The sequence below is a fragment of the Klebsiella sp. JB_Kp031 genome, assembly GCF_040064295.1.
GTDB lineage: Bacteria > Pseudomonadota > Gammaproteobacteria > Enterobacterales > Enterobacteriaceae > Klebsiella > Klebsiella quasipneumoniae.
Genome location: NZ_JBEAJW010000020.1, coordinates 65,047 through 88,826 on the forward strand (window position 1 = coordinate 65,047; position 23,780 = coordinate 88,826).

General features: G+C 57.7%; 17 protein-coding genes and 1 pseudogene. 13 read left to right on the plus strand and 5 right to left on the minus strand.

Annotated elements, in window-relative coordinates; genetic code table 11:
- Positions 1–298 precede the first annotated feature (298 nt).
- From ABLV64_RS06055 to ABLV64_RS06095, 9 genes are all read left to right on the plus strand, one after another.
- Entirely contained in the window at positions 299–1,465 is a 1,167-nt protein-coding gene (locus tag ABLV64_RS06055; protein ID WP_002913894.1) for a bifunctional tRNA (adenosine(37)-C2)-methyltransferase TrmG/ribosomal RNA large subunit methyltransferase RlmN, read from the plus strand.
- A gap of 276 nt (positions 1,466–1,741) precedes the next feature.
- Complete coding sequence (rodZ, locus tag ABLV64_RS06060) at positions 1,742–2,734, plus strand: cytoskeleton protein RodZ (RefSeq protein ID WP_048295284.1); 993 nt, start codon at positions 1,742–1,744, stop codon at positions 2,732–2,734.
- A 26-nt stretch (positions 2,735–2,760) separates the two neighbouring features.
- Positions 2,761–3,882, plus strand: coding sequence for a flavodoxin-dependent (E)-4-hydroxy-3-methylbut-2-enyl-diphosphate synthase (gene ispG / locus ABLV64_RS06065; protein ID WP_004201890.1), 1,122 nt, complete (start codon positions 2,761–2,763; stop codon positions 3,880–3,882).
- Positions 3,883–3,973: 91 nt separating this feature from the next.
- Positions 3,974–5,248, plus strand: a complete 1,275-nt coding sequence (gene hisS, locus ABLV64_RS06070; RefSeq protein WP_004201891.1) for a histidine--tRNA ligase — start codon at positions 3,974–3,976, stop codon at positions 5,246–5,248.
- Between the two features lie 34 nt (positions 5,249–5,282).
- A complete protein-coding gene (locus tag ABLV64_RS06075) occupies positions 5,283–5,903 on the plus strand; it encodes a YfgM family protein (protein WP_004201892.1) in 621 nt (206 codons plus the stop codon).
- 10 nt (positions 5,904–5,913) lie between these two features.
- On the plus strand, positions 5,914–7,092 hold the full coding sequence (gene bamB, locus ABLV64_RS06080) for an outer membrane protein assembly factor BamB (RefSeq protein WP_004201895.1): 1,179 nt from the start codon (positions 5,914–5,916) through the stop codon (positions 7,090–7,092).
- A gap of 113 nt (positions 7,093–7,205) precedes the next feature.
- Positions 7,206–8,684 carry a ribosome biogenesis GTPase Der gene (gene der, locus ABLV64_RS06085; protein ID WP_004201897.1) on the plus strand — a complete coding sequence of 493 codons (1,479 nt, stop codon included), beginning with the start codon at positions 7,206–7,208 and terminating at the stop codon, positions 8,682–8,684.
- 117 nt (positions 8,685–8,801) lie between these two features.
- Positions 8,802–9,881 (plus strand): Gfo/Idh/MocA family oxidoreductase, encoded by a 1,080-nt coding sequence (locus tag ABLV64_RS06090; RefSeq protein WP_348843164.1) that lies wholly within the window; start codon positions 8,802–8,804, stop codon positions 9,879–9,881.
- Between the two features lie 49 nt (positions 9,882–9,930).
- On the plus strand, positions 9,931–10,149 hold the full coding sequence (locus tag ABLV64_RS06095; RefSeq protein ID WP_004201901.1) for a zinc ribbon domain-containing protein: 219 nt from the start codon (positions 9,931–9,933) through the stop codon (positions 10,147–10,149).
- Here the strand turns inward: ABLV64_RS06095 and xseA are convergent.
- Positions 10,133–11,524 carry an exodeoxyribonuclease VII large subunit gene (gene xseA, locus ABLV64_RS06100; protein WP_017900437.1) on the minus strand — a complete coding sequence of 464 codons (1,392 nt, stop codon included), beginning with the start codon at positions 11,522–11,524 and terminating at the stop codon, positions 10,133–10,135. The genes ABLV64_RS06095 and xseA overlap by 17 nt on opposite strands.
- A gap of 158 nt (positions 11,525–11,682) precedes the next feature.
- Here xseA and guaB point away from each other — a divergent pair, with 158 nt between their 5' ends.
- Positions 11,683–13,149, plus strand: a complete 1,467-nt coding sequence (guaB, locus tag ABLV64_RS06105) for an IMP dehydrogenase (RefSeq protein WP_004151980.1) — start codon at positions 11,683–11,685, stop codon at positions 13,147–13,149.
- Positions 13,150–13,216: 67 nt separating this feature from the next.
- Entirely contained in the window at positions 13,217–14,794 is a 1,578-nt protein-coding gene (guaA, locus tag ABLV64_RS06110; RefSeq protein WP_004201905.1) for a glutamine-hydrolyzing GMP synthase, read from the plus strand.
- 138 nt (positions 14,795–14,932) lie between these two features.
- Here guaA and ABLV64_RS06115 read toward each other — a convergent pair whose 3' ends face one another.
- Positions 14,933–16,153 (minus strand): MFS transporter, encoded by a 1,221-nt coding sequence (locus tag ABLV64_RS06115; protein WP_130944532.1) that lies wholly within the window; start codon positions 16,151–16,153, stop codon positions 14,933–14,935.
- A 73-nt stretch (positions 16,154–16,226) separates the two neighbouring features.
- Between ABLV64_RS06115 and ABLV64_RS06120 the strand changes: the two are divergent.
- A pseudogene (locus tag ABLV64_RS06120) lies at positions 16,227–17,139 on the plus strand (LysR family transcriptional regulator).
- A 97-nt stretch (positions 17,140–17,236) separates the two neighbouring features.
- Here the strand turns inward: ABLV64_RS06120 and ABLV64_RS06125 are convergent.
- Entirely contained in the window at positions 17,237–17,410 is a 174-nt protein-coding gene (locus ABLV64_RS06125) for a YfgG family protein (protein ID WP_017900441.1), read from the minus strand.
- A 370-nt stretch (positions 17,411–17,780) separates the two neighbouring features.
- On the opposite strand from ABLV64_RS06125, the gene ABLV64_RS06130 reads away from it, so the two are divergent.
- Positions 17,781–20,009 (plus strand): EAL domain-containing protein, encoded by a 2,229-nt coding sequence (locus ABLV64_RS06130; RefSeq protein WP_017900442.1) that lies wholly within the window; start codon positions 17,781–17,783, stop codon positions 20,007–20,009.
- Between the two features lie 55 nt (positions 20,010–20,064).
- On the opposite strand, the gene ppx is transcribed toward ABLV64_RS06130, so the two are convergent.
- Both ppx and ppk1 read right to left on the minus strand, forming a co-directional pair.
- A complete protein-coding gene (gene ppx / locus ABLV64_RS06135) occupies positions 20,065–21,597 on the minus strand; it encodes an exopolyphosphatase (RefSeq protein ID WP_004201914.1) in 1,533 nt (510 codons plus the stop codon).
- Positions 21,598–21,600: 3 nt separating this feature from the next.
- Positions 21,601–23,661 carry a polyphosphate kinase 1 gene (ppk1, locus tag ABLV64_RS06140; RefSeq protein ID WP_002913838.1) on the minus strand — a complete coding sequence of 687 codons (2,061 nt, stop codon included), beginning with the start codon at positions 23,659–23,661 and terminating at the stop codon, positions 21,601–21,603.
- Positions 23,662–23,780: the final 119 nt, after the last annotated feature.

Here is a 23,780-nt window from a genome sequence, read left to right on the forward strand (position 1 = left end):
TTATCTATGCTCCCGGGGATTAATGAGAGGCTCCTGCCTCTCACCGGAGGCCAGCCTACGGCTGGTCAAATTCGTTCCCGACGAATTTGTCACTTGCTTGCCGCCTTGCGACAATCGAAAAGCCTTAGAGGATTGAGCAGTCAGTTACAGATTTTTTATCATTGCTTTGTGCAAACGTGGCAATGATGCGCCAGAATTTGTAGAATATAGCGCCCCTGGACGAGCTGTCGCTCTCCGGGGCGTTTCTTTTTCAACCCACCTGGGGCCATAACGTGTAATAACGAGGCCGGAAAACATTATGTCTGAACAAATTGTCACGCCTGATACCGCCGCTCTGACGGTGCCGAACAAAGATGCCAAAATCAACCTGCTGGATTTAAACCGTCAGCAGATGCGCGAGTTTTTCAAAAACATGGGCGAGAAGCCTTTCCGCGCCGATCAGGTGATGAAATGGATGTATCACTACTGCTGCGACGACTTTGATGAGATGACTGACATCAACAAAGTCCTGCGCAGTAAACTGAAAGAAGTGGCGGAGATCCGCGCCCCGGAAGTAGTTGAAGAACAACGCTCAACCGACGGGACCATCAAATGGGCGATTGCCGTTGGCGATCAGCGCGTCGAGACCGTCTATATCCCGGAAGAAGACCGCGCCACCCTGTGCGTCTCCTCCCAGGTAGGCTGCGCGCTGGAGTGTAAATTCTGCTCCACCGCCCAGCAGGGCTTTAACCGCAACCTGCGGGTTTCCGAAATTATCGGCCAGGTCTGGCGCGCGGCGAAAATCGTCGGCGCGGTGAAGACCACCGGCGTACGTCCGATCACCAACGTGGTGATGATGGGCATGGGCGAGCCGCTGCTGAACCTCAACAACGTCGTTCCGGCGATGGAAATCATGCTCGACGATTTCGGCTTTGGCCTCTCCAAACGTCGCGTCACCCTGTCGACTTCCGGCGTGGTGCCGGCGCTGGATAAACTCGGCGATATGATCGACGTCGCACTGGCGATCTCCCTGCACGCGCCGAACGATACCATTCGTGACGAAATCGTCCCGATCAACAAAAAGTACAACATCGAGACCTTCCTCAACTCGGTGCGCGGCTATATTTCGAAGTCCAACGCCAACCAGGGCCGGGTGACCATCGAGTACGTGATGCTGGATCATGTCAACGACGGCACTGAGCACGCCCACGAACTGGCGGCGCTGCTGAAAGATACGCCGTGTAAGATCAACTTGATCCCATGGAACCCGTTCCCGGGCGCGCCGTATGGCCGCAGCTCTAACAGCCGCATCGACCGTTTCTCCAAAGTCCTGATGGAGTACGGCTTTACGACCATCGTGCGTAAAACGCGCGGCGACGATATCGACGCCGCCTGCGGTCAGCTGGCGGGCGATGTTATCGACCGTACCAAGCGCACGCTGCGTAAGCGGATGCAGGGCGAAGCGATTGACGTAAAAGCGGTCTGACAAATGATGGCCCGTGCAGCGCAGGCGGCACGGGCCATATTTATGACCTATAGCCAGGCGAAATACGCTGATTCGGTTAATAATTACGGTGCGTTTTTGTCGACTTTGAGGCAGTATGTAGCGGCACAACAACCGCTTAGCATTCAATTTTGATTCGTCTCTGTGATCGCGCGGCTGACAGTCCTATACTGTGAGGCTGACGTACCACAGATGTCTCGCGGCGCCGGCTTTTTCCCGCGCTGAACTTTAAATTTCACGTACCAGTAGTTGTAGCGAATGAATACTGAAGCCACTCAAGATCATCAAGAAGCAAACACCACGGGCGCGCGTCTGCGTCACGCCCGCGAACAACTCGGACTTAGCCAGCAAGCGGTGGCAGAACGCTTATGCCTGAAGGTGTCCACGGTTCGTGATATTGAAGACGATAAGGCGCCTGCCGACCTCGCTTCCACCTTCCTGCGCGGTTACATCCGCTCCTATGCTCGCCTCGTACATATTCCAGAAGACGAGCTGCTGCCGATGATGGCCAAGCAAGCGCCCATCCGTGCGGCGAAAGTCGCGCCAATGCAGAGCTTCTCTTTAGGTAAACGTCGCAAAAAACGCGACGGCTGGCTGATGAGCTTCACCTGGCTGGTGCTGTTTGTGGTTATCGGCCTGAGCGGCGCCTGGTGGTGGCAAGACCATAAGGCGCAGCAGGAAGAGATCTCCACCATGGCCGATCAGTCTTCCGCTGAGCTGAACAGCGGCGACACCAGTAGCCAGAGCGTGCCGCTGGATACCAGCGCCCCGGCAGCCCCGACCGCCGATAGCGCTGCGAACAGCGCGCCAACCGATACCGCCAGCGCCCCGACCACCAGCGCACCGGCTCAGACGCCAGCGGACAATAACGCCGTTGTCGCGCCTTCCCAGGCCAATGTCGATACCGCAGGCGCAGCCCCGACGGCGCCGGCTACCCCGGCCACGCCGTTGCCGACCAATCAGGCGAACGTGACGAACCCGGCGGCATCGGCGCAGGATCTGGTGATGAACTTTTCCGCCGACTGCTGGCTGGAAGTGAGCGATGCCACCGGCAAAAAATTGTTCAGCGGCCTGCAGCGTAAAGGCGGAAACCTTAACCTGAGCGGTCAGGCGCCGTATAAGCTGAAAATTGGCGCCCCGGCTGCGGTAGAGATCCAGTATCTGGGCAAGCCTGTCGATTTAAGTCGTTTTATCAGAACTAACCAGGTTGCGCGTCTGACCCTTAATGCCGAATCATCACCGGCGCAGTAACAGACGGGTAACGCGGGAGATTTTTCATGCATAACCAGGCTCCGATTCAACGTAGAAAATCTAAACGTATTTACGTTGGTAATGTGCCAATTGGCGATGGGGCCCCCATCGCCGTTCAGTCAATGACCAATACGCGCACCACTGATGTGGCTGCGACCGTAAATCAAATCAAAGCGTTAGAGCGCGTAGGCGCGGATATTGTCCGCGTCTCTGTTCCGACGATGGACGCCGCTGAGGCGTTCAAATTGATCAAACAGCAGGTCAACGTCCCGCTGGTCGCCGATATCCACTTTGACTACCGTATTGCGCTGAAAGTCGCAGAATATGGCGTCGACTGCCTGCGTATCAACCCAGGCAACATCGGCAACGAAGAGCGCATCCGCATGGTCGTAGATTGCGCACGGGATAAAAACATCCCGATCCGCATTGGCGTCAACGCCGGCTCGCTGGAAAAAGATCTGCAGGAAAAATATGGCGAGCCGACGCCGCAGGCGCTGCTCGAATCTGCCATGCGCCACGTTGATCATCTCGATCGCCTTAACTTCGATCAGTTTAAAGTCAGCGTTAAAGCCTCTGACGTCTTCCTGGCGGTAGAGTCTTATCGCCTGCTGGCGAAACAGATCGATCAGCCGCTGCACCTCGGGATCACCGAAGCGGGCGGTGCGCGCAGCGGCGCGGTGAAATCGGCGATCGGTCTTGGGCTGCTGTTGTCCGAAGGGATCGGCGATACGCTGCGCGTCTCGCTGGCGGCGGATCCAGTGGAGGAGATCAAGGTTGGCTTCGATATCCTCAAATCGCTGCGTATCCGTTCCCGCGGTATTAACTTCATCGCCTGCCCGACCTGTTCGCGTCAGGAGTTTGACGTTATCGGTACGGTGAACGCCCTGGAGCAACGTCTGGAAGATATCATCACCCCGATGGATGTTTCGATCATCGGCTGCGTGGTGAACGGCCCGGGCGAAGCGCTGGTTTCCACCCTCGGGGTGACCGGCGGCAACAAGAAAAGCGGCCTGTATGAAGACGGCGTGCGTAAAGATCGCCTGGACAACAACGACATGATCGACCAGCTTGAAGCGCGGATCCGCGCCAAAGCCTCGATGCTCGATGAAGCCCGTCGGATTGACGTTCAACAGCTTGAAGCAAAATAACGTGTTGGGAAGCGATACGCTTCCCGTGTATGATTGAACCTGCGGGCGCGAGGCGCCGGGGTTCATTTTTGTATATATAAAGAGAATAAACGTGGCAAAGAACATTCAAGCCATCCGTGGCATGAACGATTATCTGCCGGGCGAAACCGCTCTCTGGCAGCGCATTGAAGGCTCACTGAAGCAGGTGCTCGGTAGCTACGGTTACAGCGAAATCCGTTTGCCGATTGTAGAGCAGACCCCGTTATTCAAACGCGCGATCGGCGAAGTGACCGACGTGGTTGAAAAAGAGATGTACACCTTTGAGGACCGCAACGGCGACAGCCTGACGCTGCGTCCGGAAGGGACAGCGGGCTGCGTACGAGCCGGCATCGAACATGGTCTGCTGTACAATCAAGAACAGCGCCTGTGGTACGTCGGGCCGATGTTCCGCCACGAGCGTCCGCAGAAAGGCCGTTACCGCCAGTTCCATCAGATCGGCGCCGAAGTTTTTGGCCTGCAGGGGCCGGACATCGATGCGGAGCTGATCATGCTGACCGCGCGCTGGTGGCGTGAGCTGGGCATCTCCGATCACGTTAGCCTTGAGCTGAACTCCATCGGTTCGCTGGAAGCCCGCGCCAACTACCGCGACGCGCTGGTGGCTTATCTCGAGCAGTTTACCGATAAGCTTGATGAAGACAGCAAACGCCGGATGTATACCAACCCGCTGCGGGTGCTGGACTCCAAAAACCCGGACGTGCAGGCGCTGCTGAACGACGCGCCGGCGCTCGGCGATTATCTCGACGAAGAGTCGAAAGCCCACTTTGCCGGCCTGTGCGCGTTGCTTGACGATGCCGGGATCCGCTATACCGTCAACCAGCGCCTGGTGCGCGGTCTCGACTACTATAACCGCACCGTGTTTGAGTGGGTGACCACCAGTCTCGGTTCCCAGGGCACCGTCTGTGCCGGCGGCCGTTACGACGGTCTGGTTGAGCAGCTTGGCGGTCGTGCCACCCCGGGCGTGGGCTTCGCCATGGGGCTGGAACGTCTTGTTTTACTGGTCCAGGCAGTGAATCCGGAATTTAAAGCCGATCCTGTTGTCGATATATACCTGGTAGCCTCCGGAACCGATACTCAGTCCGCCGCCATGCGTCTGGCTGAGCAGGTTCGCGATGCGCTACCCGGCGTGAAACTGATGACCAACCACGGCGGCGGCAACTTTAAGAAGCAGTTCGCCCGCGCTGATAAGTGGGGCGCACGCGTCGCGCTGGTGCTGGGTGAGTCAGAGATCGCTGACGGAAACGTGGTAGTGAAGGATTTACGCTCAGGTGAGCAAACTACCGTAACGCAGGAGAGCGTTGCCGCGCATTTGCGCACACTTCTGGGTTAATCTCCCGGGAATTATTAGTCAGGAGAAGGACTGCGTGGAAACTTTTAACAACGAGAACGATCAGGTCGATGCGCTGAAGCGCTTCTTTGCCGAAAACGGCAAAGCGCTGGCGGTCGGGGTGATTTTAGGGATTGGCGCGCTGGTTGGCTGGCGCTACTGGACCTCCCATCAGCAGGATACCGCCAGAGACGCGTCGCTGGCTTACGAACAGGCGACTTCCGCGCTGAAATCAAATACGCCAGAAGTGCTGTCAGGGGCGGAGAAGTTCGCGGCTGACAATAAAAATACCTACGGCGCCTTCGCTTCTCTCGAGCTGGCACAGCATTTTGTTGAACAGAACGATCTGCCGAACGCCGAAAAGCAGCTTCAGCAGGGGCTGGCTGCCGCGTCTGATGATAATCTGAAATCGGTTATCAGTATGCGTCTTGCCCGCGTTCAACTGCAGATGAAGCAGGCTGATGCGGCGCTGAAAACCCTCGACAGCATTAAAGGTGAAGGCTGGACCGCTATTGTGGCTGATTTGCGCGGCGAAATTCTGTTGAGCAAAGGCGATAAGCAAGGGGCCCGTGCGGCGTGGGAAGCTGGCGTGAAAAGCGATGCTTCTCCTGCGCTCAGCGAAATGATGCGTATGAAAATGAATAATTTGTCCATCTGAGAGGGACTCGATGCAATTGCGTAAATTACTGTTGCCAGGGCTGCTTTCCGTTACCTTGCTGAGCGGGTGTTCGCTGTTTAATAGCGAAGAAGATGTGGTGAAAATGTCACCGCTGCCGACGGTAGAAAACCAGTTTACGCCGTCCACGTCCTGGAGCACCTCGGTTGGCGATGGTATCGGCGAATTTTACTCTAACCTTCATCCGGCCTTCGCCGACGGCGTGGTTTATGCCGCTGACCGTAAAGGCACCGTCAAAGCGCTGAACGCCGACGACGGTAAAGAGGTATGGTCGGTGAATCTGGCGGAGAAAGATGGCTGGTTCTCGCGTACCCCGGCGCTGCTTTCCGGCGGTGTGACCGTCTCGGGCGGCCATGTTTATATCGGCAGTGAAAAAGCGCAGCTGTATGCGCTGAATACCAGCGATGGTACCGTGGCCTGGCAAACCCGCGTCGCCGGCGAAGCGCTGTCGCGCCCGGTGGTGAGCGATGGCATGGTGCTGGTCCACACCAGTAACGGCCAGCTGCAGGCGCTGAATGAGACCGATGGCGCCGTGAAATGGACGGTGAACCTGGATATGCCTGCGCTCTCCCTGCGCGGCGAATCCGCTCCGGCCACCGCCTACGGCGCGGCGATCGTGGGCGGCGACAATGGCCGCGTCAGCGCGGTATTGATGCAGCAGGGGCAGATGATTTGGCAGCAGCGTATTTCCACGGCCACCGGGCCGACGGAAATCGACCGTCTGAGCGACGTCGACACCACGCCGATTATCGTCAACGGCGTTGTCTATGCGCTGGCTTACAACGGTAACCTGACCGCGCTGGATCTGCGTAGCGGCCAGATTATGTGGAAACGCGAGCTGGGTTCGGTGAATGATTTCATCGTCGATGGCAACCGTATCTATCTGGTTGACCAGAATGACCGCCTGCTGGCGCTGACTACCGATGGTGGCGTGACCCTGTGGACACAAAGCGATCTGCTGCACCGTTTGCTGACCGCGCCGGTGTTGTATAATGGCAATCTGGTGGTCGGCGATAGCGAAGGCTATATGCACTGGGTGAACCCGGAAGATGGCCATTTTGTGGCGCAGCAGAAAGTGGACAGCTCCGGCTTCCTGACCGACCCGGTTGTGGCCGATGGTCGACTGCTGATCCAGGCGAAAGACGGTACGCTGTACGCGATTACGCGTTAATTACCGCTGTCGTGAGTGATTAAGAAACGGCCCCTGGCAGACAGGGGCCGTTTTGACTTTTTTAAAAACGTCGTTATGACGATGTTGCTTAGTGATTGTATGAGGCATTTAACATGATACCTGTGGTCGCGCTTGTCGGGCGCCCTAACGTTGGAAAATCCACGCTCTTTAACCGCCTGACGCGCACTCGTGATGCGCTGGTTGCGGATTTCCCGGGGCTGACTCGTGACCGTAAGTACGGTCGGGCCGAAGTCGAAGGCCGCGAATTCATCTGTATCGATACCGGTGGTATTGATGGTACGGAAGAGGGCGTGGAAACCCGGATGGCGGAGCAGTCGCTGCTGGCAATCGAAGAGGCCGATGTGGTGCTGTTTATGGTCGATGCGCGCGCGGGCCTGATGCCGGCGGACATCGCGATCGCTAAACACCTGCGCTCTCGTGAAAAGCCCACCTTCCTGGTGGCTAACAAAACCGACGGCATCGACGTCGACCAGGCGATGGCGGACTTCTGGTCGCTTGGCCTGGGCGATATCTATCCTATTGCCGCTTCGCACGGCCGCGGTGTGACCAGCCTGCTGGAGCAGGCCCTGCTGCCATGGGTAGATGAGGTTAATCCGCAGGAAGAGGTGGATGAAGACGCCGAATACTGGGCAAAATTCGAAGCTGAGCAGAACGGTGTAGCGGAAGAAGAGCCGGAAGACGACTTCAATCCGCAGGATCTGCCGATCAAACTGGCGATTGTCGGACGTCCCAACGTCGGTAAATCGACGCTCACCAACCGCATCCTCGGCGAAGATCGCGTGGTAGTTTACGATATGCCGGGCACTACCCGCGACAGCATTTACATCCCGATGCAGCGTGACGAGCGCGAATACGTGCTCATCGATACCGCCGGGGTGCGCAAGCGCGGCAAAATTACTGACGTGGTGGAGAAATTCTCGGTCATCAAGACCCTGCAGGCGATTGAAGACGCCAACGTCGTGCTGCTGGTGATTGATGCCCGTGAAGGCATCTCCGATCAGGATCTGTCGCTGCTGGGCTTTATCCTCAACAGCGGTCGCTCCCTGGTGATCGTCGTCAACAAATGGGACGGTCTGAGCCAGGAAGTGAAGGAGCAGGTGAAAGAGACCCTCGACTATCGTCTGGGCTTTATCGACTTTGCCCGGGTGCACTTCATCTCCGCCCTGCACGGCAGCGGCGTCGGCAACCTGTTTGAATCGGTACGTGAAGCCTACGATAGCGCTACCCGCCGCGTAAGCACCGCGATGCTGACCCGGATCATGAACATGGCGGCGGAAGATCATCAGCCACCGCTGGTTCGCGGCCGACGCGTGAAGCTGAAATATGCTCACGCCGGGGGCTACAACCCACCTATCGTGGTGATCCACGGTAACCAGGTGAAGGATCTGCCGGATTCCTACAAGCGCTACCTGATGAACTATTTCCGTAAATCCCTGGACGTGATGGGCACGCCAATCCGTATCCAGTTCAAGGAAGGGGAAAACCCGTTCGCCAACAAGCGCAACACCCTGACGCCGAACCAGATGCGTAAACGTAAGCGCCTGATCAAGCACATCAAGAAAAGCAAATAATCATTAAACCCGCTTCGGCGGGTTTTTTGTGGCCGCCGCGCCGGTAAAAGTCAAAACTTTCCGCCATAATCCCGCGATACTTCGCCGGGAACAGACCGGCTCAAAAGTGGACTTATTATGCAGATTGGCTTTATCGGCCTTGGCGCGGTGGTAGAAACTGCCTGTTTACCGGCGCTGCGCCGCCTGGGATACCGTATTGATAGCTGCCAGGGCTATGACCTGGACTGCAGCAGAGCGCTGCCGGGGATCCAGCGCCGCAATTCGCTGTCGGCGCTGCTGGCCGAACCCCTGGATACGCTCTTCATTACCACCTCATCTCTCCAGCACCTGCCCGTGCTGGAGAGGGCGTTAGCCAGCGCCATTCCCCGCATCGTGGTGGAGAAACCGATTGTGGCCAACCTTGAGCAGGCCGCCCGGCTGCGGGCGCTGCTGGCGCCGGCCAGGGAGGCCGGTCGCGTGCTGGCCCTCGACCACTGGATGGCGCGTGGGTTAGCGCTGAACGCTCTTGCTCCGCCGTGGCAGGCGGAAGAGGAGGCCAGCGGCCTGCCGCCGCCGCACCTTTCAGCGCAGGATATCGTCTGGATCGAAGGCTATTTGCTGGAGCCAAGCGGCTTTAACGCTGCCGGAGAACCGGTCGCGCTCAACTTTGCCACCGGCGAGCTGGATACCCGGCAGCTGCGTCATCCCGACGGCGTGATCCTCGATATCGGTACCCATGTCCTGGCGATGCTGCGTGAAACCCTGCTCGGCTGCGGTGGCGATGTGACGCTGGACCTCGCCGTCCGGGCGGTGAAAGACCGTCTCGGCCGGGACATTGCTCATGGGGATATGGTCACCGCCGAGGGAGAGGCGCATCTGCAGGGACGCCTGGGCGATATCCCGCTGAATATCTGGCTTAACAAATATGCTGGCCCCGCGGGCGGGCAAAAGGGAATGCGGATAGGGCTGCGGGATGGGCGAATGCTCGCCCTCGATCGCGCCCCTGATGGCGAGGTGGCGACGCTACAGGACGGTGAGCGGATCCAGCGCTGGACCCGGCCCGGAGCGATCTATGCGCACTGTCTCGATGAGCAGATCCTTGGCGCGGAGAATGTGTTTACCCGGGCGCCCGAAAGCGTGGCCGGGCTGACGTGGCGTCGGCTTGAGGAAGTGGAGTGGCTGCTCAGGTTGCAGCAGCAATTACGCGGCCCTCATTAAACCCGGAACATGGTAAAATAGATGCAGATAAACGTTGAAAGGAATGGTTATGGAACTTGATTGCCCTCTGTGCCACGCGCCGTTAGATGTCAAAGGCAGCAGCGCGCATTGCGCTCAGTGCGAAAGGGTATTTGCCCTTGAAGCGCGCTGCCCGGAATGCCACCAGCCGCTGGAGGTGCTGAAAGCGTGCGGCGCGGTGGATTACTTTTGCCAGCACGGGCACGGCCTGATCTCGAAAAAACGGGTGGAATTTATTCCGCTGGTTTAGGCGGCGATGGCTTTCTGGCCCGCGTTTTTTTCACCGGCGCAATCTGCCTCACTTCGCTTTCGACCCAGCCGTCTTTCAGGCGGGTGGTGAGCAGATCGCCGGTTTTGACCTGTTTTGTCTGCTTTAGTACCGTGCCGTCGCTCACCGAAGTGACGCTATAGCCGCGCGCGAGGGTGGCTAAGGGACTCACCGCCTCCAGATGGGTCACCGCGTGACCAAACCGTTCCCGCCGCTCGCTGAGGCGGCCACGCATCGTTTCCGCCAGCCGGTATTCCAGCTGCTGGAGGCGCGATTGCGCCCGGTGGATGCGCGGCTGCGGGTTGTAGTGATTCAGGCGCTGAACAGTACGCTTTTGCCGCTGATCGGCGCGTTTCAACTGCGATTCCACGGCGATGCGCATCCGCTGGCGCAGGCGTTCCAGAGCGGTCTGCTGGCGGGCCAGCCGCAGCTGCGGGTGCTGCTGCTGCAGACGATGGAACAACTGGGTAAAACGGCGCTGGCGACTGGCGAGGAAATAGTCCATCGCCATCTCCAGCCGCTGCTGCCCGGCCTGCAGCTGGCGCAGCAGCTCCTGCTGATTGCGGCTGACGATCTCTGCGGCGGCAGAAGGGGTCGGCGCGCGCAGGTCGGCAACAAAATCAGCGATAGTGACGTCGGTTTCATGGCCAACGGCGCTGACGATAGGGATCTGGCTGGCGAAGATAGCTCGCGCCACCCGCTCATCGTTAAAACTCCACAGATCCTCCAGCGAACCGCCGCCGCGTCCGACAATCAGCACGTCACACTCCCGGCGCGCGTTCGCCAGCGCGATGGCGCGCACAATCTGCCCGGGAGCATCGTCACCCTGAACCGCGGTCGGGTAGACGATCACCGGCAGCCCGGGGTCGCGGCGCCTGAGGACATGAAGAATATCGTGCAACGCGGCACCGGTTTTCGAGGTGATGACCCCGACGCAGCGGGCGGGGGAGGGGAGCGCCTGCTTATGTTTTTGATCGAACAGCCCTTCCGCCGTTAACTGCGTTTTCAGCTGCTCATACTTCTGCTGCAGCAACCCTTCGCCGGCGGGCTGCATGCTTTCAACGATAATCTGGTAGTCGCCGCGCGGCTCATACAGGGTGATGTTGGCGCGAACCAGCACCTGCTGCCCGTGCTGCGGGCGGAACGTGACCCGGCGGTTGCTGTTGCGGAACATCGCGCAGCGCACCTGGGCGTTATCGTCTTTTAAGGTGAAGTACCAGTGGCCGGAAGAAGGCTGGCTGAAGTTAGAGATCTCGCCGCTGATCCAAACCTGGCCCATTTCGCGCTCAAGCAGCAGACGCACCGTCTGATTGAGGCGGCTTACGGTAAAAATTGCGGGGGATTGAGAGGGTAACATGTGAGCAAGATCAAACTTTAAATCAGCAGGTTATTCAGTCGATAGTAACGCGCTCAGAGGGGATGGCAAGTATTATTTGCAAAAAAGGGTAGATGCAATCGGTTACGCTCTGTATAATGCCACGGCAATATTTATCCACCCTGGTCGAGATATTGCCCATGCTACGTATCGCTAAAGAAGCCCTGACGTTTGACGACGTCCTCCTCGTTCCCGCTCATTCTACCGTTCTGCCGAATACAGCCGATCTCAGCACTCAGCTGACGAAAACCATTCGTCTGAATATTCCTATGCTCTCCGCAGCCATGGATACCGTAACGGAAGCGCGTCTGGCTATTGCCCTGGCACAGGAAGGCGGCATCGGCTTTATTCACAAAAACATGTCCATCGAGCGCCAGGCGGAAGAAGTTCGCCGCGTGAAGAAACATGAGTCCGGCGTGGTCACCGACCCGCAGACCGTTCTGCCGACCACCACCCTGCGTGAAGTGAAAGAGCTGACCGAGCGTAACGGCTTCGCCGGCTACCCGGTGGTTACCGAAGAGAACGAGCTGGTCGGCATCATCACCGGCCGCGACGTGCGTTTCGTTACCGATCTGAACCAGCCGGTCAGCGTCTATATGACCCCGAAAGAGCGTCTGGTCACCGTGCGTGAAGGCGAAAGCCGTGAAGTGGTCTTCGCTAAGATGCACGAAAAACGCGTTGAGAAAGCGCTGGTTGTGGATGAGAGCTTCCACCTGCGCGGGATGATCACCGTAAAAGACTTCCAGAAAGCGGAACGTAAACCGAACGCCTGTAAAGATGAGCAGGGCCGTCTGCGCGTAGGCGCTGCGGTTGGCGCCGGCGCGGGCAACGAAGAGCGCGTTGACGCGCTGGTGGCAGCGGGCGTTGACGTCCTGCTGATTGACTCCTCTCACGGCCACTCCGAAGGCGTTCTGCAACGTATTCGTGAAACACGTGCGAAATACCCAGACCTGCAGATCATCGGCGGCAACGTCGCCACTGGCGCAGGCGCGCGCGCGCTGGCGGAAGCCGGCTGCAGTGCGGTGAAAGTAGGCATCGGCCCGGGCTCCATCTGTACTACCCGTATCGTGACCGGCGTAGGCGTGCCGCAGATCACCGCCGTTTCCGACGCGGTGGAAGCGCTGGAAGGCACCGGAATTCCGGTTATCGCCGACGGCGGTATCCGTTTCTCCGGCGACATCGCCAAAGCGATCGCGGCCGGTGCGGCGGCAGTGATGGTCGGCTCCATGCTGGCCGGTACCGAAGAATCCCCGGGCGAAATCGAACTCTATCAGGGGCGCTCTTACAAATCCTATCGCGGGATGGGTTCCCTCGGCGCGATGTCGAAAGGCTCCTCTGACCGCTACTTCCAGAGCGATAACGCCGCTGACAAACTGGTGCCGGAAGGTATCGAAGGCCGCGTGGCCTATAAAGGCCGCCTGAAAGAGATCATTCACCAGCAGATGGGCGGCCTGCGCTCCTGTATGGGGCTGACCGGCTGTGGTACCATTGACCTGCTGCGTACCAAAGCTGAATTCGTACGCATCAGCGGTGCGGGCATCCAGGAAAGCCACGTTCACGACGTGACCATCACCAAAGAGTCCCCGAACTACCGCCTGGGCTCCTGATTTCTTCGCCCGACCTTGCGTCGGGCGATTTATTTACTCTGTTTCACTTGCCTCGGAATTAGCGTCAATGACGGAAAACATTCATAAACATCGCATTCTCATTCTCGACTTCGGGTCACAGTATACTCAGCTGGTGGCGCGTCGCGTGCGTGAACTGGGCGTCTACTGTGAGCTGTGGGCATGGGATGTCACGGAAGCACAGATCCGCGAATTTAATCCAAGCGGCATCATTCTTTCCGGCGGCCCGGAAAGCACCACCGAAGAGAACAGCCCGCGCGCGCCGCAGTATGTGTTCGAAGCCGGCGTGCCGGTATTTGGCGTCTGCTACGGTATGCAGACCATGGCGATGCAGTTGGGCGGCCATGTAGAAGGCTCTAACGAGCGTGAGTTTGGCTACGCGCAGGTTGAAGTGGTTAACGACAGCGCGCTGGTGCGCGGTATCGAAGACTCCCTGACCGCGGACGGCAAACCATTGCTGGACGTGTGGATGAGCCACGGCGACAAAGTCACCGCCATCCCGTCTGACTTCGTCACCGTCGCCAGCACCGACAACTGCCCGTTCGCCATTATGGCCAACGAAGAAAAACGCTTCTACGGCGTGCAGTTCCACCCGGAAGTGACCCACACCCGTCAGGGTATGCGTATGCTGGAGCGCTTCGTGCGCGACATCTGCCAGTGCGAAGCGCTGTGGACCCCGGCGAAAATCATCGACGACGCCGTTGAGCGTATTCGCCAGCAGGTTGGCGATGACAAAGTAATCCTCGGCCTCTCCGGCGGCGTGGACTCTTCGGTGACCGCGATGCTGCTGCACCGCGCCATCGGCAAAAACCTGACCTGCGTATTCGTGGATAACGGTCTCCTGCGTCTGAACGAAGCCCAGCAGGTGATGGAGATGTTTGGCGACCACTTTGGCCTGAACATCGTTCACGTGGAAGGCGAGCAGCGCTTCCTCGACGCGCTGGCAGGTGAAAGCGATCCGGAAGCGAAACGTAAGATCATCGGTCGCGTCTTCGTGGAAGTGTTCGACGAAGAAGCGCTGAAGCTGGACGACGTCAAATGGCTGGCGCAGGGCACCATCTATCCTGACGTTATCGAATCTGCCGCTTCCGCCACCGGTAAAGCGCACGTCATCAAATCTCACCACAACGTGGGCGGCCTGCCGAAAGAGATGAAGATGGGGCTGGTTGAGCCGCTGCGTGAGCTGTTCAAAGACGAAGTGCGCAAGATCGGTCTGGAGCTGGGTCTGCCGTACGATATGCTCTACCGTCATCCGTTCCCGGGCCCGGGCCTCGGCGTGCGCGTGCTGGGCGAAGTGAAGAAAGAGTACTGCGACCTGCTGCGTCGCGCGGACGCTATCTTCATCGAAGAGCTGCACAAAGCTGACCTGTACAACAAAGTGAGCCAGGCGTTCACTGTATTCCTGCCGGTTCGCTCCGTCGGCGTGATGGGCGATGGCCGTAAATACGACTGGGTGGTTTCCCTGCGTGCGGTGGAAACCATCGACTTCATGACCGCGCACTGGGCGCACCTGCCGTATGATTTCCTCGGCCGCGTCTCTAACCGCATTATCAATGAAGTGAACGGTATCTCCCGCGTGGTGTATGACATCAGCGGTAAGCCGCCAGCAACGATTGAGTGGGAATAATCCCCGGCGTTAGTTGAATAAAACGAAACCCTCTGTTGTTACAGAGGGTTTTTTAATTTATGCCCAGCCTCAATCCCGTCATCCCTCACCGCTATCCATCACTGGGTGGTTTCCTGTGTCCCCGGTGAATGTACCCGTTTATGGTTCCGGCAGATGTTCAGCCGGCCTATGTTTTGCCCCCGGGCAGAGGGCTGGACGCTTGCCCGGCTCTGTTTTACCCACCGAGCGCGCCATCGCCAGCGCCAGTCCGGCAACGATCAGCGTTAACCCGGTGGAAATCCACATTCCACCCACGATACCCAGCCGATGGTTCAGCCATGCATAGGTAAAGGGGGCGGCCGCCGCCATCAGTTGCCCGGGGATCAGCAGGAGACCCGTGCGGCTGGCGTAGCTTTCTGCGCTAAACAGCGCCAGCGGCAGCGTCGCTTTCACAATCGTCACCAGCCCATTTATCGCGCCATAGCCGAGCACAAACCCGGCTGCGCACCCGGCATACGCCGTGCTGCTGACACCAAGGAGAAAACAGAGCGGCATGGCGAGCGCGGTAAAACGCGTCAGCGCGAGCGGGGTGATGCGTCGACCGGCCAGCACTTCCCCCAGCCGGGCGCCGGTCTGGCCAAATCCCCACAGCATTCCGATGGCAACCGGCAGGCCAAAGTGGCTGATAAACTCCGGCAGATGGGTGGAGGTGCCGGTGGAGATGAAGGTGATCAGCGCAATAAAGAGCGCATAACGTATGCCGTTACGCCGATCGCCATCCGCTGTTGGGGCTTTCGCTTTCGTCGATGAGCCGAGCCGCTGACGAGGCAGCTGATAACTCAGCCATGCGCTCAGCAGGCCAAACAGCGCATAGACCCGCAGGGCATCCTGCCAGGACATCACGGTGAGTAAAGCCTCCCCCAGCGGCCAGAAGAGGGCAGAGGCCAGACCGCCGGCGAGGGTGATTTGAGAGATGGTTTTCCGCGCCTGCTGGCCGTAAAGGTTCACTACCGCGGCGAACAGGGCATCATACAACGACAGCCGCATGCCGACGCCGGTCAGCAGCCAGGCGCCGTACCAGCCGACCAGCGAAGGGCTCCAGGCCATCATCGCGCAACTGGCGGCTATCAGTAAGGTTCCGCTGGTGACCACCAGTCGTCCGCCAAAGCGAGCCAGCAGCCTAGCGACCAGCGGGGAGACCGCCGCCATGATCAGCATCGCAAGCGTCAGGCCAAGATAGATCTGCGGCGAGCTCCATCCCTTGTCGGCGGTGATAGCTCCGGCAAAGGTGCCGGGCATATAAAAAGAGATACCCCAGTTGATCAGTTGCTGAGCGCCCGCGGTGAAGGCTAGGCGTCGGGGAATAGCCGGTGTTCCCATGGTTTTTCATTCCGTTAAGAGAGTTGTCCTGAGCATACCCGGCAGGCTATTGTTCTGGCAGAGCGGCCACCTTATGCGCGGTATAAGAGAAACTTTGCATGACAACACTGAACCTGGGAAACCTGGCGACCTTCCGGCTGGTCGTACAGCGCGGCAGCTTCTCAGCCGCCGCCGACGCGCTGGGGATCTCCCAGCCTGCCGTCAGCCTGCAGGTGCGTCAGCTGGAGCAATTTTTACAGACCCGACTGCTGGAGCGCACCGGGCGCGGGATCAAGGCGACGGCGGCGGGAATGGCGCTGCTGGCCCACAGCGAGCAGATCGATCGGGCGGTGAATAGCGCGGTGCAGTCGGTCAGTGCATTTAGTCAGGAAGTTAATGGCTCACTGACTCTGGGGACCGGCGCGACGGCCTGCATTCATCTTCTTCCGCCGCTGCTGCAGCATCTTCGTCAGCAGCACCCACTGCTGACGGTGGGGGTGACCACCGGCAACACGCTGGATGTCGTCCGGGCGGTGGAGGAAAACCGGCTCGATCTTGGGCTGGTCACGCTGCCCGTTCAGGGACGCAGTCTGGCGGTGACCGCCGTGGTGGACGAGGAGTTCGTGGTCATCCATCCCAGCCACGAGGCGGGGATCCCGGCGGTGTGTACCCCTGAGGAGCTGCAGGCGCTGCCGCTCATTGCCTTCGAGGCGGGCAGCGGCACGCGGGATCTGATTGACCGCTGGTTCCGTTCGGCGGGCCTGGCGGTCACGCCGGTGATGCAGCTGGGGAGCATCGAGGCGATCAAACGCATGGTGCGGGCCGGGCTGGGCTACAGTATTGTGCCCCGCATGGCGGTAGAGCAGGCGGAGGATCGCTATGGCTTAACGGTACATTCTCTGGCCCCGTCGCTGTACCGTCAGCTGGCGGTTGTCATGCGTCAGGATAAAGTGATTACCAAAGGAATGGCGGAAATGCTGCGTCTGCTGCAGGCCGTGCGCTTATAAATCGTCAGCGGCAAAACATGCCTCGTCAGGGATAGTGCCTCGGAAACGGGCGTCTCTACCTGCGGATAGTGGCGTATCCGGCATCAGGATCAACGGGTTACTCGCGGGCGGAGGGCTCGACGGTGAGCGTTGACTCCTGCGACGCTTTTTTATCCTGGTGATGATACCAGGCGCCGATGGAGGAGTAGACAAAGCGTCCAAAGAAGAAGAGAAAGCTGATAAGCAGTACGATACGGGTCATGCGACGGTTAAATCGATGTCGTTTACGCATACTGGGTGCCTGACTCACAAAAGGTTCCTTGAAGTATACCCGAAGATGGGCGATGGGGGTATTAAGGCACAGGAACGAGGTGGGGTCAATTGATGCAGATGTAAAAGTGCGGCAGTGAAAACATTAATTAATGTTATATAAGATAATCCTCGTATTTACATGCTCTCTTTATTAGCCACGAAAAGCTGAAAAAATAAGTTTTATTAATGTTGGTGTCAGCATTTGTTGATTTACATCAACAGCCTCATTCTCTTCACCACTAAAATCAGCGGACGTTACCGTATCGTTATTACTTATGCGGTCAGCATGGGGTGGTTGGATGCCTGCCTGAATATGCCTCGCAGGAGCAGAGGCTCTCTGTAGAGCACCTATGAATTTATTAAAATACTATCAACAATATCGCGACAAATGGTGGGCCTTACCGCTTCTCCTGCCTGTGTTATTATTACCCCTTGCCAGAGGGATGAATACATATACCATGCTGAATGGGCACATGGTTTATCTTTATTATCTTCCCCTGGCGCTGGTGCTCAGCCTGATGATGTTTTTCGGCTGGGCGGCGATCCCCGGTATTATCGTTGGTCTGCTGCTAACGCTGGCCCGGGGCATGACGCCGGAGCAGGCCGTTGGCGTACTGTTCCATTTTCTGATCCCCTGCGTGCTCTGCTGGGGCGGATATCGCATCTTTGTTCCCCAACGGCAGCAGGTATCGCACGGTAACGTCAGGCTGATGCCGCATCGTCTGTTCTGGCAAATGCTGCTCCCTTCGGTCATTTTTCTGATTTTGTCGCAGATCGCCGAGTATCTGGGGCTACATCCGCGCACAACGGATATGACCGGCGTCTCGCCGTTTAGTTTACGGTCGTTAATCACCTTTCAGGCGCTGATGGTGGGGTGCCTGACCGGCGTACCGTTATGTTATTTACTGCTGCGGGTAATTCGTAACCCTTTTTATTTGCGCGGGTATATTTCTCAGGTTCGCTTACAAATTGATCCAAAAATAAAGAAAATTGAAATCATCAGTTGGGCGGCGATATTAACCCTATTGCTGGGGCTATTATTGATGCCGCTTAATGATACCAGCACCATATTTAGTACAAATTATACATTATCCTTATTGATGCCGGTGATGCTGTGGGGGGCGATGCGTTTTGGCTATCGCTTTATCTCGCTGATATGGACGCCGGTACTGATCGCCGTGATCCATTTTCATTACCGTTATTTACCTATTTATCCAAGTTATAACACTCAGCTGGCGATCACCTCGTCAAGCTACCTGGTGTTCTCGTTTATTGTCGCCTATACGGCGATGCTGGCAACACAGCAGCGGCTGATCTACGCCCGGATCCGACAGATGGCCTTCCTCGACCCGGTAGTACATATGCCGAATCTGCGGGCGCTGAGCCGGGCGCTGAACGGCGCGAGCTGGTCGACGCTCTGTTTTTTGCGTATTCCTGAGCTTGAACTGCTGGGCCGCCACTACGGGGTGCTGTTGCGTATTCAGTATAAGCAAATGCTGGCGAATCACCTGCGTGCGCTGCTGGAGCCGAACGAAGCGGTATATCATCTTGCCGGTCACGATTTAGTGTTTCGTCTCAACAGCGAAGGGCACCAGGCGCGCATTCACTTAATTGAGCGCTCCTTGCGACAGTTCCGTTTTCACTGGGACGGGGTCCCCCTGCAGCCGCGGATCGGCATGAGCTATTGCAACGTCCGCTCGCCGGTGAAGCATCTGTATTTGCTGCTTGGCGAGCTGAACACGATTGCCGACATGTCGCTGGCCAGCGGCCATCCGGAGAATTTGCAGCGCCGCGGCGCCGGGCATGTCCAGCAGGATCTGAAAGACAAAGTGGCGATGATGAACCGCATCCTCAAGGCGCTGGAGCAAGACTATTTTGTCCTGATGGCGCAGCCTATCCAGGGCATTCGCGGCGACAATTACCATGAAGTGTTGTTGAGGATGAAAGGCGAGTCGGGCGAACTGACGGGGCCCAACGAGTTCCTGCCGGTGGCGCACGAGTTTGGGCTGTCCACGCGCGTGGATCAGTGGGTCATTGAGCATACCCTGGCCTTTATGGATGCCAACCGGCGGGCGCTGCCCGGTCTGCGGCTGGCGATCAACCTCTCTCCGGTCTCGTTGAGCCGCAGTCAGTTTCCCGAGGAGGTCGAAAACCTGCTGCAGGCCTACAACATTGAGCCATGGCAGATTATTTTCGAGCTGACCGAAAACTATGCGCTCAGCAACCCCGAGCTAGTTTGCCAGACATTAGAGCACCTGCGGGCACTGGGCTGCCGGGTAGCTATCGATGATTTTGGTACCGGCTACGCCAGCTATGCGCGGTTAAAAACGATGAACGTCGATATTCTTAAAATAGACGGCAGCTTTATTCGCAATCTGCTCGCCAGCAGTCTTGATTACCAGGTGGTGGATTCAATCTGTCGTCTGGCGCGGATGAAGAACATGCAGGTGGTGGCCGAATATGTTGAATCGCCGGAGATACGCCAGGCGGTCATCGCGCTGGGGATCGATTATATGCAGGGCTATGATATTGGCGTCCCGGTGCCTCTGACGCAGCTGGCGGAGGGGATGAGCGCCTGAAGCCGTAAAAAAGCCGGGCGCGATGGCCCGGCTCGCATGATATCCATAGAGGCGATCAGGCGTCTGGCTCTTCTTCCGCAATTTTCAGCAGCCACTCCGGCACACCTTCCCAGTACTGCTGCTCTTTTTCCAGATCCAGCAGCACCAGCGCATTCTGGCTAAACCAGTTGTGCGGGAAGGTCAGCGTCCAGTGGTGAGCTTCCGTCTGCAGTCGTAGCGTCGGCGGCGTGGTGGTGGCCTGACGCTGGTTGTTCAGCAGCACGCCGAGGCGCAGCAGCTGGATCAGCGGCAGAAACTGCTTTTTCCTGAACAGCGTAAAGCGCGGCAGATCGTCGAGTTTTATCGCTTTGCGATGATAGCGCACCAGGGTGGCCATCAGCATCTGCTGCTCCTGGTTGAAGCCCGGCAGGTCGCTGTTCTGCAGAATATAGGCCGAGTGGCGGTGCATGCCGCTGTGGTTAATATTCAGGCCCACCTCATGGAGCATCACCGCCCACTTCAACAGCGCCGCCAGGTGCGGATTGGCCAGCTTGGGATTCTGCTCCTGCCACTGCTCCAGCATAAGGGTGGTGGTTTCCAGCACCCGGCGCGCCTGTTCGCGATCGATGTTGTACTGATTCGCCAGACTCTGCGCCGTACGGCTACGAATATCCTGGTGGCGGAAGCGGCCTTCCATTTCGTACAGCACGCCTTCACGCAGCGCGCCATCAGACAGACGAAGCTCTTTAATGGCTAGCGCGTCAAATACGCCGCACAGAATGGCCAGCCCCGGGGCAAAGACCGCTTTACGATCTTCCGAGAGGCCGGGCAGGCTGAGCGCGTCGAAGTTTTTATGCTTCAGCAGTTCACTGACCAGCATTTCGAGGCGCTCCGGCGTAATAAACCCGTCCTTCTCGCCCATAGCCACCAGCACTTCCTGGGCGGCCTTAATGGTACCGGAGGCGCCCAGCGCCACGGTCCAGCCCTGAATACGGAACTGCCAGGCCAGGGTTTCCAGTTTTTGCACCGCCGCCAGGCGAGCGCGCTGGAAATTTTCTTTATTGATGGTCCCGCCGGGGAAGTAGGCCTGGGAGAAACTCACGCAGCCCATGCGACGGCTTTCCACCAGCCGGGGCTCAAAATCTTCACCGATGACCAGCTCGGTCGAACCGCCGCCGATATCAATCACCAGCTTACGGCCGCGCTCCGGCTGCGTGTGCTCCACGCCCATAAAAATCAGGCGCGCTTCTTCATTACCGGAGATGATCTCGATCGGGTAGGGGATCACTTTTTCCGCGCGTTTAAGAAACTCTGCCGCATTGGTCGCCTGGCGCAGCGTATGCGTCCCGACGATGCAGACGCTGGAAGGGGAGAACCCCTGCAGGCGTTCGGCAAACAGCGACAGGCAGTTCAGCCCGCGGGTCATGGCTTCTTCGCTCAACACCGAGTTTTCATCGAGGCCATCGGCCAGATGTACGCGCTGTTTCAGGCGTCCGATGATCTGCATGGCGCCGTCGACGACACGGGCGATCACCATATGAAAACTGTTCGAACCAAGGTCAACCGCAGCGAACTCCTGCGGCCGAGGGGTTTTTTCGTTTATTGGCATAGGTTAGTCGGGTTGTTCGAGTGATTTGAGATAATCGTAAATCGCCATCTGAGCGCGCACTTTACGGCGATTGCCGCGCGGCACATAGCGATTACTCAGTTCTTTATCAAGATAGCGCGCTTTTACCGTATCGTTGAACAAGATATCAAAAATATCCAGCACCCGCTGTTTCAGGCGCGGGTCGAGCAGCGGGGCGGCAACTTCGATGCGATAATCGATATTACGCGTCATCCAGTCGGCAGAGGAGAGCCAGACCTGCTTATCGCCACCGTTTTCAAAACAATAGACCCGGTCATGCTCGAGGAAGCGGTCCACAATGCTGATGACGCGAATATTTTCGCTGATGCCTTCCAGACCGGGGATCAGCGAGCACATGCCGCGGATTAACAGGTTGACCGGCACGCCGGAGCTGGAGGCGGCATACAGTCTGTCTACCAGTCCTTTATCCACCAGGTTGTTCAGCTTCAGGGTAATACCGGACGGTTGCCCGTTCTGCGCATTGGCGATCTCGCGGTCGATCATCTCATACAGCAGACGACGCGAGTTCTGCGGCGACACCAGCAGGTAATCGAAGCTGACCGGGCGGTAGGGGTTTTCAATAAAGTTAAACACCCGGCGAACTTCATTGGTAATGCGCGCATCGGCGGTTAACAGCGAATAGTCGGTATAGATCCGCGCGGTCTTCTCGTTGAAGTTACCGGTGCCGATGTGGGCGTAGCGCACGACCTCATCGCCTTCTTTACGCGAGATCAGGAACAGCTTGGCGTGGATTTTCAGGCCCGGCGCGGAGAAGATAACGTGGACGCCCGCTTCCGTCAGGCGTTTCGCCCAGTGAATGTTGGCCTCTTCGTCAAAACGCGCCTGCAGCTCCACCACTACGGTGACTTTTTTACCGTTGTGGGCGGCGTGGATCATCGCGTCGATGATGCGCGAATCCTTGGCCACGCGGTAGATGTTGATTTTGATCGCCAGTACGCTGGGGTCGAACGAGGCCTGACGCAGCAGCTCCAGCACATGCTCAAAAGTATGATAGGGGTAGTAGAGCAGCACATCGCGTTCGCGAATGGCGTCGAAGCCGTTGCGGAATTTATCAAACCACAGATGACGCAGGCGCGGCATAGGTTTATTGACCAGATTGGCCTTACCCACGTTCGGGAAGCCGATAAAGTCTTTGAAGTTGTGATAGCGGCCGCCCGGCAGCATTGAGTCATAGTTGGAGATGGAGAGCTTATCGCGCAGCATTTCGACCATCGCGTCCGGCATATCGCGCTGGTAGACGAAGCGAACCGGCTCGGCGGTCAGGCGCTGTTTCAGGCTGGAGGACATCAGCTCCATCAGGCTCGACTCCATCTCATGCACCAGATCGTACTCGGCGTCACGGGTCATTTTCATCGAGTAGGCGTTCAGCGCATCGTAATCAAAGAAGCCTTTAAAGATGTCGTCCAGGCAATAGCGCAGAATGTTATCCAGCAGGATCATTGGTTTACGGCGGCGAGGCGCTTCCGGCGGCAGGTTTACGAAGCGCGGGACCTTATCCGACGGAATTTCCAGCAGGGCATAGTTGATGTTCTCCCCGCGGATAATCTCCACCGCCAGATAGGTGTAATCATCTTTCAGGAACTGCACGAGGTCCGTTTCGCGGTTAATCAGGATCGGCGAGATATGCTGCCGCAAATACTGTTTAAAGTAGTTGCGCAGCCAGGCCTGCTGATTGACGGACAGCTGGCGCTCGTTGATCAGGAAGATCTGGTTGCGCGCCATCTCCAGCAGCAGTTCGTTATACAGACTATCGAATTCCTGATCGGCCTTCAGAACGCGGGCCTGGATTTTGCCTAACAGGTGGCGAGAATGGGCGGTACTGCCTTGTTCTTCACTGATAATAATCCGGCGCTTAAGCTCAGCGAAGCGCACTTTGTAAAACTCATCAAGGTTGTTGGAGTAGATCCCTAAGAAGCGCATGCGCTCAATCAGCGGGTTACTTTTGTCCGCCGCTTCCTGCAGCACGCGTTCGTTAAAAGATAACCAGCTGAGTTCTTTTTCGATGTATAGCTTTTCCTGGCCCATTACAACTCACACTCCGGATCATTGATGTCGCTTGTTTCATTATGGCGAGCATTGCCATTGAATGTCCAACTATGTCAAAGCAATATGACAGTTTTCTTTCAACCTGATGTCGGGAAAAA

What these genes read in the sequence shown, in the direction of transcription:
- der (WP_004201897.1), top strand. Translation starts at nt 7,206, where the DNA reads ATGATACCTGTGGTCGCGCTTGTCGGGCGCCCTAACGTTGGAAAATCC.
- ABLV64_RS06125 (WP_017900441.1), bottom strand. Translation starts at nt 17,410, where the DNA reads ATGCGTAAACGACATCGATTTAACCGTCGCATGACCCGTATCGTACTG.
- ABLV64_RS06055 (WP_002913894.1), top strand. Translation starts at nt 299, where the DNA reads ATGTCTGAACAAATTGTCACGCCTGATACCGCCGCTCTGACGGTGCCG.
- ppx (WP_004201914.1), bottom strand. Translation starts at nt 21,597, where the DNA reads ATGCCAATAAACGAAAAAACCCCTCGGCCGCAGGAGTTCGCTGCGGTT.
- ABLV64_RS06115 (WP_130944532.1), bottom strand. Translation starts at nt 16,153, where the DNA reads ATGGGAACACCGGCTATTCCCCGACGCCTAGCCTTCACCGCGGGCGCT.
- ABLV64_RS06095 (WP_004201901.1), top strand. Translation starts at nt 9,931, where the DNA reads ATGGAACTTGATTGCCCTCTGTGCCACGCGCCGTTAGATGTCAAAGGC.
- guaA (WP_004201905.1), top strand. Translation starts at nt 13,217, where the DNA reads ATGACGGAAAACATTCATAAACATCGCATTCTCATTCTCGACTTCGGG.
- guaB (WP_004151980.1), top strand. Translation starts at nt 11,683, where the DNA reads ATGCTACGTATCGCTAAAGAAGCCCTGACGTTTGACGACGTCCTCCTC.
- xseA (WP_017900437.1), bottom strand. Translation starts at nt 11,524, where the DNA reads ATGTTACCCTCTCAATCCCCCGCAATTTTTACCGTAAGCCGCCTCAAT.
- ABLV64_RS06130 (WP_017900442.1), top strand. Translation starts at nt 17,781, where the DNA reads ATGAATTTATTAAAATACTATCAACAATATCGCGACAAATGGTGGGCC.
- ispG (WP_004201890.1), top strand. Translation starts at nt 2,761, where the DNA reads ATGCATAACCAGGCTCCGATTCAACGTAGAAAATCTAAACGTATTTAC.
- ABLV64_RS06090 (WP_348843164.1), top strand. Translation starts at nt 8,802, where the DNA reads ATGCAGATTGGCTTTATCGGCCTTGGCGCGGTGGTAGAAACTGCCTGT.
- ppk1 (WP_002913838.1), bottom strand. Translation starts at nt 23,661, where the DNA reads ATGGGCCAGGAAAAGCTATACATCGAAAAAGAACTCAGCTGGTTATCT.
- rodZ (WP_048295284.1), top strand. Translation starts at nt 1,742, where the DNA reads ATGAATACTGAAGCCACTCAAGATCATCAAGAAGCAAACACCACGGGC.
- bamB (WP_004201895.1), top strand. Translation starts at nt 5,914, where the DNA reads ATGCAATTGCGTAAATTACTGTTGCCAGGGCTGCTTTCCGTTACCTTG.